This is a genomic window from Pirellulales bacterium, from assembly GCA_035939775.1.
GTDB lineage: Bacteria > Planctomycetota > Planctomycetia > Pirellulales > DATAWG01 > DASZFO01.
This window is the reverse complement of record DASZFO010000118.1, coordinates 1-12,231: the sequence shown is the minus strand read 5'-3', so window position 1 is coordinate 12,231 and position 12,231 is coordinate 1. Positions and strand designations below refer to the sequence as shown.

Below are 12,231 nucleotides of genomic sequence, written 5' to 3'. Positions count from 1 at the left end.
GAAGCTTGCTCGCCAGCGTTCGATGGCCGCCGTAATCGTTTGAGCTGGTCCCAGGTCGATGCGCCGAATCGGCCCATCGGAGCGAACCACGAAAGCGACCAGGTGGCGCTCGTCTCGGGGCCGTTGTCCCTTTTCCTTGGGCGGGACGTAATAGCCGCACTCCAGAAGATCGACCAGAACGGCGTCGGCCGGCAGCGACTTCTGGACGTCGGCGGGCGTACGCTGGCGCTCGTCCAACGCTTGGCGAAATTCCTGGCTCGCGCCGGCCAGCGATCGTTCCAACTGCTCGATCCGGTCGCTCAACTTGGCGAGGCGACGCTGATGCTCTTCCCGCTGCGATGCCGAGGGAACCGTCTGCGACAGTTCCGACAACTCCCGCGTCGTGCGAGTGAGATCTTCAAACAACCCGGCCGCTTCCGGCGACTTGCCTCCGTTGACAATCTCCCGAGTCCGCCGGATCGCCTGTTGCCGGGCGGAGACTGCGCCCTTCCAGGCGAGCACTTCGCCGTAGGCCGCGTCGGGGGGCAGGTTCGCCTCCTCGACTAGCGACAGGTATTGGTCCAAGTAGCTCCGGAGGTTTTGGGACATTTGCAACTGTTGCCGTTCCGACTGAACGGCGGCCGTCATCTCCAATTGCCGCCGCGCGCGCCCGACAGAGTCGAGCAGAAATGTCTCGGCCTTGGCGTAGTCACGGAGTCCGAATTCAACAACGCCGAGGTTGTACAGGCTAAGAATGTAGCTGGGGTGCTGGTCGCCGAGAGCCGCCTTGTTGATCTGGAGCGTCTGCCGATTGAGCGGCTCGGCCTTGGCATAATCGCCCATGTCGTTATAGAGCGCGGCAAGGTTTTCGAGGCTGAGAGCATATTCCGGGTGCTGCTCGCCATATTTTGCCTTCTTGATCTCAACCGCATTCCGCAACAGCGGTTCGGCCTCTGTGTAGTTCCCCATAGCCATGTAGAGCGTGCCCAGATTGTTCAGGGCTTGCGCATAATCGGGGTGCAGTGGGCCAACGGCTTCCTTGTCGATCGCGAGCGACCGTCGATAGAACAACTCGGCTTTGTCGTAGAGCCGCATCCCCTTATACAAAACACCCAGTTCGTTCAGGCTGGTCGCGTAGTCGACGCTCTGATCGCCGAACGCATCTTTTCGGATCTGCATCGCCTGCAGCAAGACCGGCTCGGCCCTGATATAGTCGTGCATAGCAACATAAAGCTTGCCGAGGTTATTCAGGCTGGCGGCATAATTAGGATGTTTTTCCCCGAGGATGTCCTTGTAGATCCTCGCGGATCGCTGCGCAAGCGGCTCGGCCTTCGCGTAGTCGCCCATCCGTTTGTAAATTGCCGCCAGGCCGTCGAGTGCGAGCAGATAGTCAGGGTGTTGTTCGCCGAGCGCCTTGCCGTAGATTTCGAGCGCCGCGCGCCATAACGACTCGGCCTTGGCAAAGTCGCCCTGTTGCTCGCGAAGCATCGCGAGACCGACCAAGACGTTGGCATAATCGGCGTGGCTTTCGCCAACGGTCGCTTTCCTGATCCGGGCTGCTTGCTCCAGCAGCGGCTGGGCCTTGGCGTATTCACCCGTCAATCGGTAGATGCCGGCCGCATTGACCAGGCTCTGCGCATACATCGGATGCTTCTCGCCCAGCACGCTCTTGCGGATTTGGAGCGCTTGGAGCAATAACGGTTCGGCCTTGGCATAATCCCCCATCTCCTCGTACAACTTGCCCAGGTTGTTGAGACTGAGTGCGTAGCTCGGATGTTGTTCGCCCAGCGTGAGCTTGTATACCTCGCAGACCTTTCGATAGAGCGGCTCGGCTTTCCCGTAATTTCCCATATCCTGATACAGGCCGGCCAGGTTGCTGATGCACAGCGCGTAATGCGGATCATCCTCGCCAAATATCTCTTTGTTGATTTGAACCGCTTGCTGGTAGTGCGGCTCGGCCTTCGCGTAATTGCCCCGTTCGTGGTAAAAGAGGGCCACGTTGCCCAGCGTGGTCGCGTAATCGACATTCTTTTCGCCCAAGACCGCCTTGGCGGTCGCGACCGCCTCGTCGTAGCTGGACCCAGCCTTGGCATAGTCTCCCATTGTTTGATAAAGCCCGGCCAGGTTGTTCAGGCTGGCAAGGTAGTCAGGATGTTTCTCGCCGAGAACCTCCTTTTCGATTCGCACTGCCTGCTCGTCCAGCGCTAGGGCCTTCGTGTATTCGCCCAGTTCGTTATAGGTCATGGCCAAGTTGTGCAGGCTCGTTGCGTACGCGGGGTGCTTCTCGCCGAGAAGCTTTCGCCGCGTTTCCAGCGCTTGTTGGGCTGGGGCGAGGGCCTCTTTGTATTTGCCCGAATTCAGCAGCTCACCGACCTGACGATTCATATCATCCGCCTCGGTAAGCTGCGCTCGCTCGCGGGAATCGAGTTTTTCCAGTTGGTTAAGGTCATCCAAGGCCCGCCGGGCGTCGGCCACCTGCCAATTCGCTGCACCAAATAGCTCGGTGCGAATGTGCAGCGATTCCTCGCGCGCAGGGCGAGCTGCGGCGAGGTCGCCATGTCGAATTAGGCTCTCCGCCAGCTTGTCGAGTTCGCGGGCGAGAGATTTCCGGGCGCTCCGCGTCATTTCCGCCGCCGGTCCCAACGCTCGCTGGCGGATCTCAGCAGTCTGGCGATAGAGCGAGACCGCTTCCGCAATGTTTCCCAGGCCATCGCGGCAGAAGGCCAGATTACTGAGGCTGGTGGCGTAGTCGGGATGGTTTTCACCCAAGACCTGCCGTCCGATTTCGACGGCCTTGCGTGCCCAAGGCTCCGCCTCAGCAAATTGGCCAGTGACATTGTACAGATAGCCGGTGGCATGGAAGCTGCGGGCCAACAGGGGATGTGACGGATCCAGCACTGCCTTTCTCAGTTCAATCCCGCGCATTATCAGTGGAATGGCCTGCCGGTAACGCCGCTGACCGATCAAGGCATCAACTTGGTAGCCTAACCGGTCGGCGTCGGCCAACTGACGCCGCTGTTGAGATCCCAATTTTTCCAGCAGCGAGACCTTATCCAGCGCCAAGCGGGCATCGGTCATCTGCCACGGGGCCGTTTTGGCCCGCTTCGTCGCGATCGCCAGCACCGCTTCGCAGGTCTTACGCGCCGCGGCAAGGTCCTGTTGCAATTCTTGGATTTCTGCCAAGCGTTCGAGCGAAGTCGCCACTTCCCAATCGTCGCTGCCCAGCACCTCGCGCTCAATCGCCAACTTCTTCTCGACCGCAGCAACAGCTTCCGTTAGTTTCCCATCGGCGAGGAGTTTTTCGAGTTCCTTGGAACAATGGTCGCGCTCTTTGAGCCGCTCCTGCTGCTCCGACGTTAGCGACTTTTCCTCGGCTGCGGCTTGCCCTGCTCGAATTGCCTCGGCGGGTAAGAGAGTTATCAGTGCAGAGAGCAGCATTATGCCATGGACGCTCGCGAACCGCTTCCGCGCGCTGTCCGAAATAATGGCTACCAGCGACATCAATCCTCCGGGCGCTTGAACAGGACGTGTGGTGATTCGATCTGCCGCTGAATCCTCCGTATCGCCCACATTGTCCGCCGTGCGCGGACGCGAAGCAAGCACGACCCTGCGATCCCTCGTTTCTCATGCCGACCGTCTAATCCTTCGGCTGTCGCGGTTCTACGCAGTTTAAGCGACCGGGTACGATGGCCGGCGCCGAAAGCGGTGTTAACCGCGGACGAACGTCGCCGTTCGAGATGCCTTTGGATCGGTGCGAGCTGCCATGGATTTCGATCTTGTGCTATCGGAATCGAAATGGCATCTTGGCCGCCGGACATCCATTGAAAGGAGACCCGCCATAGCACGGAATCAGCCGGAAAGCTCCAACACCTCTTGCATGAGAGACTGGCACTTCGAGGATCTCGAACGCCGCGTGCATCTGACCTGCCGCTCGCGGGAACCCCACGAATACCAAGCCGCCTTCATTGTGGCAAAGACCATGCTGCACGAGGGACAAGGCACCGATCAGGTCCGCTCGGCATTGCTTCAGCAGCGTCGAACTGCCGATTCAGATCACGACGGACCGAAGCCCTTGGAAGTTGAGGTCGTCTGCGCCGTCGAAAGGCGACTTGCCCGCATTCGCGATCGAGCGATCGCCGACGCACTGGAACGAAAGAAGCCGCAGTTTCCTCGCTAGCCTGTTGAAAACAGCGGACCAACCAGCGCGCGAGAGCCGCACTTAACGGCCCGTGATCGGCGGAACCGGACAATCGCGTCATGGACAATTCACGTGACCACCCTCGATGATTGCCGATTCGCTTGGCGCTCACCGTGCCCGACGCGCCGGGGGACGACGACCTGCCGGCGGCCCTTCCTCGTAGACTGACGGATAGCAGAGCGGCGGCGAGTTGTCGTGCGCCCCATGCTCGATCGCCAAATGCGGCATCTGCGGCAGCAGTCCCTCCAAGACCTGGCTGCACTGCTTCAATACCGCACGATTCAGGCTGCTGCCACGGGTTGCGGCACCATGGACGATTTGGCCGCGGAGGACATAGAACCGATCGAGGGCCAGGGTGAGGAGATCCCGCCACCGCTTCTCCATATATATATAGACATCGCCCGGTGGTAATGGCCCCGGTGGCTGGCGGATGCCGACCCGATCGGCGAATCGCTGCTGACGCTGGCCGGCTATTACGTCGGTCGCGAGTTCAAGTTCGCGGGCTTGCGGGCCGTTTGGATGGCCAGCCAGGGACAGGTCAAGTTTTATGGCGACAGCGGCCGGGTGTTGCGGGTCGTGGAGGTCGGACATGGCGAGGAGAAGAAGGCGGCCTGAAGTGACGGCGCAGCTGAGCCAAATCGCACGAACCGACGAAAAGCTCCGCAATTTTTGACCGTCGATTCACCTGATCCGCGAGCACATAGATCCCCTCGCGACTCGGGACCTAGAGGACACTTCGTGTCGGTGAACAGTCCGAATCACTTCGCCCGCAGCCCAAAAATCACCTCGCCGCGAGAGTCGCGACCGACGTAGCTCCGGCCGTCGACTTCGAGGACCGCATGGTTCTCCGTATTGGTCGAACCACTCTCGGCAGCCTTCCATTGAAGGACCAGCGATGCGCCGTTCTGTTGCCACGAACCAGCGCCGCCCGGCGCGGTGCTCGTGCCGTCAGGCCCGAGCGTGATCGTATGTTCGGCGGCATAGTCAATCCACTGGGTCCATTTTCCAGCGGCGCTCGGCGGTTTGGTGTCCGGTCGATCGGACTTCACGGGTTCGGTCAATGCTTCACCGGCCACCGGCCAACCATCGTCGAGCCAGTACATGCGCCGGAACTGAAGAACGCGCCCACGCCTCAGGAAGTCCGTATCGAAGCCCGAATTGACCAGCCAGTCTCCCTTCGCCGTGCTTAGAACGCTATTATGCCCCGGGCCGCGCCAGTGCCCATAACCGGCCAACACCAGCGTTCCACCCCCTTCGCTCATCGGCCGTCCGCGTTGGTCCACAAAGGGACCCAAAACCGACTTGGCCCGGCCGATAATCACTTTGTACGTCGCTCGACGCGGATCGCAACAAGAATCCCAGGAGACGAACAGATAGTAGTAGCCGTCGTGAAACATCACGTATGGCGCCTCGATGGCCGGCGGATCAACCTCCTTCGCCCGCCGGGCAACGGCAGTGACTTGCAGCGGACCCACCGGCGGCTTACCCGTCTGCGGATCGATCTTCGTCGCCTTGATCCCGCTCCAGAACGAACCCCAAAACAAGTACGGCGAATTGTCGCGATCGACGAACATGGCCGGATCAATCGCGTTGAAATCGGTCTTTCCCAGCCCCGATTCAATGACCAAGCCGCGATCTTCCCAGCGGTAGTCGGGATTCGTGGCGTCGACGGTCTTGTTCACCGCTAGCCCGATCACCGAGCGCTGACTGCCGAACGTCGATACGGCGTAATAGAGGTAATACCGCCCGTTGAGCCAGCGGATGTCGGGAGCCCAGATGCCTCGCGCATTGGGGATGGCAGCATTCGCCCATTCCGGCACATCGCGATCGAAGACCCGCCCCGCACTCCGCCAATGCACGAGATCGTCACTGCGGACGAACGGAATCCCCCTGCCGGTCGAAAACACATAAACGTCGTTGCCGCCGGGCGGCTGAATCACCGCCGGATCGGGGCAATTGAATAGCACATCGCGGCCCGGCACCGCGGCGTCATCTGCCAGAAGCCTTGCCGGGAGAACACCGAGCATGGCCGCTAACCAGAGCCGCGTGGTTCGTCGATCGAAATTCATCTTGGTTCTCGCGGCGCAGGAAGAAGAAGCACGAAGGTGGAACCAGGTATCGAGAAGTTCTGACGGGTTTTCGCTCTCAGCCTCACTTCCCGCGGCGGCGCGCTTACCATTTCTTATACGGCAAGAACTTGCCATTCATCGTGACGACGACGCGATCCCCCTTGGGATCCTCTTTCTTCCGCACGTCCAGCTCGAAGTCGATCGCGCTCATGATTCCGTCGCCGAACATTTCGTGGATGATCGCCTTGAGCGTCGTGCCGTAGACCTGGGTGATTTCGTGGAACCGGTAAATCAGCGGGTCGACGGGCACCGTTTGATCGAGCGATCCCTTGGTGGGAAACTCCTGAAGCGCAGCAACGACATCGGATTCTAGGCCCAGCACGGCGCCGGCCTTTTGCGCCTCTTCCGTCGACATGGTGGCCTGACCCAGCAGGGCAGCCGTCACCCAGACCTTATGCCGGCCGACGGCGGCAGCAATCGCCTCAAACGTCAGCCCCTTTTGTTTCTTGGATGTCAGGATCTTCTGCGTGGCTTCGGCGCGAGTCATTTCACCCTCCGGTTTGTAATGGCATCGTGGAAACAGGGGTCGTGCTTCCGCCTATTGCAGCTTCTTCAGCGCGCTGAGCGCCGCCTTTGCGTTCTCGAAGCCGCCGACCTTCTCGATCATGGCCTTGGCGGCAATCAGGGCGTCCAGATTCAATCCCTGGCCTGTGGAGTTGGTCGCGCCCGCACTGGCGTTCGACTTTCCCCTCCGGCGCCGGCGGCGAAATCCAGCCGCAGCCAAAGTCTTGCTGACCAGCGTACTCGACACCGTGACGCCTTTCTCTTTCAGAGCAGCAATGATGTCTCGTGGTCGAAACCGCTTGCCAAGGGCGTTTGCCGTTTGCCGGATCATTTCGGCTCGGCTGGGCTGTTGGGCTTTTGATGCTTTGGATTTCTTGGGTCGGGGCATGGTGTCACCTCAGGATGGAAGGGGGTTGCACGCAGGTGATTCTAATGCGCCGAAACGTGAAGTTCACACAATCGGTCCGGGCTGTTAACGAATTCGTTTCGCCGAGTCGGCTCGCGGGAGGATAGTTGGGGCAAACTCACCTCGCTAGACACAGGGGGGTGACACGCTGATAGAATGGTGACCATTCCGATCCCGGGTCGATTCCGGGGCCATCGGAAACGAATGCCGATCGCGTCCAAAAGCATTTTCCATACAAGGACCGCAAATGTCGGAATCTCCGTTGCCTCCGAATTCGGCGGATGATTTGCAGTTCACCACCGCTGAAGCAGGGAACTCGAATTCGCCTGCACCGGTGGCCGGGCAGCACTGTATCGCATGCCGCCAGCCGATCGCCTCGACCTATTACGCGCTGGGCGACAAGTTGCTGTGCCCTGTGTGCCGCGAACGAGTAATTGCTGGTCCATCTGGAAGCCAATTTGGTCGCGTCGTCAGAGCGACTCTAATGGGCTTAGGCGCCGGCTTGTTAGGCGCGCTGATCTGGTTCCTGATCCGTCGCGTGGCGCAGCTGGAGATCGGCTTGGTAGCAATCCTGGTCGGCTTCATGGTCGGCAAGGCAGTCCGTAAGGGATCGGGAGGCCGAGGAGGTCGCGGTTACCAAGTCCTTGCCGTCGCGCTCACCTACTGCTGCATCGCGGCCAATTACATGCCGGATGTGGTCGAAGCGGTGTTTCGTGTCGCACGCGAGCATCGTTCAAAGGCTGCTCTTCAACCGGGCGTCGATAACAAGTCTCAAACGGGATCGGCAACCGGCGATGCTGCTGGTAAGGCGGCGTCCGGGTCGCCAGAGAACCCAAAACCTCAGGTGGGACTAGCCCGGACCATTGGAGCAATGGCACTTCTCGTGTTGCTCGTAATCGCGCTTTCGTTAGCCACACCGTTTCTGCCAGGCGCGCAGAACATAATCGGGCTGCTGATCATCGGCTTTGCCTTGTGGGAGGCATGGAAGTTCAACGCACGCCGACCATTGCCGATTAGCGGCCCTTATCAGATGGGGCCGCAGCCGTCGGTTGCCACGACGGTCGAGATCGCCAACCCCGGCTCTGCCGGCGGCACTTCGGCATAGCACGGGAATGCGGGCGCCGCAACAACGATTCGCAACATTGGGTGATCCCGTGACCATTGAGCCGACGATCGAAACTTGCCCTCAATGCGCGACTCAATTGGCGCCCACCATGTTGGCCTGCCCGCGATGCGCGCGGCTGGTTCATGCTGATCGGCTGGCGACGCTGGCGCAACAGGCAAGAGAAGCCGCCGACCGCGGAGATATTCCAACCGCCCTGGCGAGTTGGCGGGAAGCTCTGGGCCTATTGCCTTCCGAATCAAGACAACACCAGGTGATCTCGGCGAAGGTCACGGAATTGGGGCGAAACATTCCGCTGAGCGCCGTTCCCACCGAGCCGTTGACCAGTCAGAAAGCGCCGGCCTTGCGCGTCGCAACGGGCGTGGGAGCGATGGGTCTGATGCTATGGAAGCTCAAGGCTTTGTTGCTGGGTTTGACCAAGGGGACGACGCTCCTCTCGATGCTTCTTTCGCTGGGCGTGTACTGGACAGCTTGGGGCTGGAAGTTTGCACTGGGATTAGTGCTGTCGATCTATGTGCATGAGATGGGGCATGTCATCGCCCTGCGCCGTTACGGTTTCAAAGCGACAGCGCCGATGTTCATCCCGGGTCTCGGCGCGCTCATCCGGCTCCAGCAGCAAGTGGTCAATCCGCGAGAAGACGCGGAGATCGGCCTTGCCGGACCGATCTACGGACTGGGGGCGGCGGTGGTTGCACTGGGCCTTTGGTTCACCACAGATCGCCCGATCTTTGCCGCGATCGCGGGTGTCGGCGCTTGGATAAACCTGTTCAACCTCTTGCCGATTAGCCCGCTCGACGGGGGCAGGGGCTTTCACGCGATGTCGCGGCTGCAAAAACTCTTGGCCACGACCACGGTCGTCGGGGCATGGTTTTGCACGCACGACGGATTGCTCATGGTTCTCGGATTGATCTGCTTCGGCCGCACGCTGGGCGATAAGCCTCGGGAGGAAGGAATCTGGAAAACGGCGATCACCTATTGTTTGCTGGTCGTTCTCCTGACCGCCATCTCGACGGTCCGAACACGGACGGGATTAGGCGATTAACTTGGACCTAGGATGTGCATGAATCCCGATCGCGTCTCTCCTCCCCGAACTATCGCCCAGGCCGTGCCCGCTGGATCAATGGGTCCAGCGCTTGGGAAAACCGCCAAGTGGGCTTCCCGCAGCCGGCTTCCACAGGACGACTTCGTCGATTCGCCGGGCCAGTTCGACGTCGCTCGGCGTGATGCCGCGGACGCGGTGGGTCTGGAGCTTCACAGTCACCTGAGCATAGCCGATGCTTAGATCCGGGTGATGCCCGGCCGCCTCGGCGAGGTAGCCGATCGTGTTGGCAAGCAACATGGTGTGGGGCCAACCGGGCGTGTGGTAGGCCCGCCGCAACCAATTGTCGCGGACTTCCCAGTCGGGCAGGGTCCGCAAAGCTTCGGCCAGTTCCGTCTCGGTCAGCAAATGGTCTTCGGCCATGGCGGGACCTCTGCAAATGAAGAGACTGGCGAGCTCGGCCACAGCGGTTCATCGCAAAGCCGGGCCGATCACCATCCTGGCAGCATACCGGATCGCCTTGAACGAGGCAAAAAACGCCGAAGCGCACGATTCCAATCATCTGGCGCGCATTTGCGCCGCGTGGTTTTCGATGGCGGTTTCTTGATGGCGCCGAGTCCCCTCGCTAGGATGAGGGTTCGTTCCGGCTCGACGCCGTGGTTTCATCAAGGATTCATCGAGAGAATTATACGGCCGCGACAACGGCCATGAACACAATTTGAACGACGCGCAAGCGTCCGTATTGCTTCCTCCAAAACCGCCAACCTGAGCCAACAGGCTCTTGCAGCAGAAGCAGTGCTTGGACGAGCGCCCCTGTTAAAGGGGCGCCGCCAGGTGCTGTTCTGCTGCGCCCCTTGGCGGGGGCTGGAGGAGCGGCCTTGGTTGGCGCTCTTTTTATTGCGCCACGAAGCCACCGCGTTATCGCGTTACGCACGTTTCGGCCATCCACCACCCTAATCCTTGCCGACGAAGGAGAACGCTAATGAACAACTTCAGATTGAAGGCGATTTCGTTTGTACTAACCACGGTTTTTGCGCTGCTCCCCCTGAAGGCCACCACGCAAGCGAGCACTCTCTATGTCGCCTACGGTGCCACAAACGTCGTCGAAGCGTTTAGTCCGACGGGCACTGACCTTGGCTCATTTGCGAGCGCTGGGCTTAATCGTCCGGTTGGCCTAGCTTTCGACAGGGCCGGAAACTTGTACGTTGCCGGCTACGATACGAACTCAATCGTAGAGTTCAGCCCGACCGGAATAAGCATGGGCACGTTTGCCAACACTGGGCTGAGCCGACCCGTTGGCCTAGCCTTCGACCGCAACGGCAATCTGTACGCAGCCAACGACGGCAGCAACACGATTGAAAGGTTCAGTCCGACTGGTGCTGACCTGGGGGCGTTTGCCAGCAGTGGTTTGCTCGGTCCACAAGGTCTCGTATTTGACAGCGGCGGCAATCTGTACGCGGCAAACCTTAACGCCAATACGATTGAAAAATTCAACTCCGCAGGCGGCGATCTGAGTTTTGTTTGCCAGCACTGGCTTGCATGGCCCGGTTGGTCTCGCTTTTGACCACAAGGGCAGCCTCTACGCAGCGAACTATTTTGACAACAGCGGAAGCATTGAGGAATTCGGTTCGACAGGCAACGACCTCGGCGTGTTTGCCAGTACGGGGGCGCAACTAACCGCTGGCCTTGTTTTTGGCCCTGGCGGAAATCTGTACGCTGCGAATGGTTCTGCCAACAAAATCGAAGAGTTCAGCCCGACCGGTAGCGATCTCGGCACCTTCGCGAGCACAGGAATCGGGGAGCCGCAGTTTCTCGCGTTTGCACCCGTCCCCGAACCATCCGCCTTGATTCTCATTTGCACTGGGTTCGTGGGACTATTGGTGGTCGTCCGTCGCCGACGGCTCTCAGCAACGCGCTCGGCAGTCGCCGCCGCCTCGGCAGTCGTGACACTCCTCTTGTCGCAGTCGAGCACCGCCGACGCGGCACCGATCGCGATCCTACATAACTTTTCAGGCGCTGACGGCAGCGGCCCTGTGGCCAGTCTCGCGCTTTCCGGCGCCACGCTCTTCGGGACGACCCAGTTTGGCGGTTTATCGAACGATGGAACGATCTTCAACATCAACACCGACGCCTCAGGGTACTCTGTACTACACAACTTTTCGGGATTGGACGGCAGCCAGCCTTATGCCGGCGTAACGCTCTCCGGCTCGACGCTTTACGGGACCACCGCGTTTGGCGGAACGTCGAACGACGGGACGATCTTCACCGTCAGTGCGAATGGTGCAGGATACTCCGTCTTGTACAACGACTTCCTGGCGCCGCCATATGGTCCCAACACGTCCTATGCCGACTTGACGGTCTCCGGCCCGACCCTTTACGGGACGACAATATACGGTGGAACCAACGGGGGAACAGTCTTCAAGGTCAACACGAACGGCATGGGGTATTCAAACCTCTACAGCTTCGACCAGGCTGACGGCAAGTACCCGGATGCCGGCGTGACGCTCGGCGGCTCTACGCTGTATGGCACGACATTGAACGGCGGCGAGTTGGGAGACTATGGCACTGTGTTCCGAATCAACACTGATGGCTCTGGCCATCTGATTCTGCACAGCTTTTCATCTGGCTCGGATCGTGGAAATCCGCTTGGCCAACTGGTGTTGTCCGGCTCGACGCTTTACGGCGTAACTCAAGGTGGAACGGTGTTCAAAGTCAACACCGACGGTACGGGGTACGCGATCCTGCACACGTTTACCGGCGCCGACGGCGTCGCTCCATCCGCCGGCTTAACGCTCGCGGGTTCGATGCTTTACGGCACGACCGAACGAGGCGGCGCGTCGAACGATGGAACCG

Annotated in this window: 11 protein-coding genes; 5 read left to right on the top strand and 6 right to left on the bottom strand. The window is 60.1% G+C overall.

The features are described 5' to 3' along the window. The coding region (locus VGY55_07620) for a tetratricopeptide repeat protein (protein ID HEV2969842.1) at nt 1–3,417 on the bottom strand (3,417 nt) is incomplete at its 3' end. A 439-nt stretch (nt 3,418–3,856) separates the two neighbouring features. On the opposite strand from VGY55_07620, the gene VGY55_07615 reads away from it, so the two are divergent. After that, nucleotides 3,857–4,156 carry a hypothetical protein gene (locus VGY55_07615; protein HEV2969841.1) on the top strand — a complete coding sequence of 100 codons (300 nt, stop codon included), beginning with the start codon at nt 3,857–3,859 and terminating at the stop codon, nt 4,154–4,156. A gap of 129 nt (nt 4,157–4,285) precedes the next feature. Here VGY55_07615 and VGY55_07610 read toward each other — a convergent pair whose 3' ends face one another. From VGY55_07610 to VGY55_07595, 4 genes are all read right to left on the bottom strand, one after another. After that, nucleotides 4,286–4,768, bottom strand: a complete 483-nt coding sequence (locus VGY55_07610; GenBank protein HEV2969840.1) for a hypothetical protein — start codon at nt 4,766–4,768, stop codon at nt 4,286–4,288. Between the two features lie 167 nt (nt 4,769–4,935). Further along, nucleotides 4,936–6,246 carry an arabinan endo-1,5-alpha-L-arabinosidase gene (locus VGY55_07605; GenBank protein ID HEV2969839.1) on the bottom strand — a complete coding sequence of 437 codons (1,311 nt, stop codon included), beginning with the start codon at nt 6,244–6,246 and terminating at the stop codon, nt 4,936–4,938. Between the two features lie 103 nt (nt 6,247–6,349). Then, a complete protein-coding gene (cynS, locus tag VGY55_07600; GenBank protein ID HEV2969838.1) occupies nt 6,350–6,793 on the bottom strand; it encodes a cyanase in 444 nt (147 codons plus the stop codon). A 51-nt stretch (nt 6,794–6,844) separates the two neighbouring features. Then, a complete protein-coding gene (locus VGY55_07595; GenBank protein HEV2969837.1) occupies nt 6,845–7,198 on the bottom strand; it encodes a hypothetical protein in 354 nt (117 codons plus the stop codon). 304 nt (nt 7,199–7,502) lie between these two features. On the opposite strand from VGY55_07595, the gene VGY55_07590 reads away from it, so the two are divergent. Both VGY55_07590 and VGY55_07585 read left to right on the top strand, forming a co-directional pair. After that, nucleotides 7,503–8,321: a hypothetical protein gene (locus tag VGY55_07590; protein HEV2969836.1), complete on the top strand. Its 819-nt coding sequence runs from the start codon at nt 7,503–7,505 to the stop codon at nt 8,319–8,321. Between the two features lie 49 nt (nt 8,322–8,370). Next, nucleotides 8,371–9,381, top strand: a complete 1,011-nt coding sequence (locus VGY55_07585) for a site-2 protease family protein (protein ID HEV2969835.1) — start codon at nt 8,371–8,373, stop codon at nt 9,379–9,381. 75 nt (nt 9,382–9,456) lie between these two features. Here VGY55_07585 and VGY55_07580 read toward each other — a convergent pair whose 3' ends face one another. Beyond that, a complete protein-coding gene (locus VGY55_07580) occupies nt 9,457–9,801 on the bottom strand; it encodes a 4a-hydroxytetrahydrobiopterin dehydratase (protein HEV2969834.1) in 345 nt (114 codons plus the stop codon). A gap of 559 nt (nt 9,802–10,360) precedes the next feature. On the opposite strand from VGY55_07580, the gene VGY55_07575 reads away from it, so the two are divergent. Together VGY55_07575 and VGY55_07570 are read left to right on the top strand one after the other, a co-directional pair. Beyond that, the gene (locus tag VGY55_07575) at nt 10,361–10,942 is read left to right on the top strand and encodes an NHL repeat-containing protein (protein ID HEV2969833.1); all 582 of its coding nucleotides are present in this window, start codon (nt 10,361–10,363) and stop codon (nt 10,940–10,942) included. After that, nucleotides 10,896–12,231: choice-of-anchor tandem repeat GloVer-containing protein (locus VGY55_07570; GenBank protein ID HEV2969832.1), on the top strand; the 1,336-nt coding region annotated here is incomplete at its 3' end. The genes VGY55_07575 and VGY55_07570, both read left to right, overlap by 47 nt.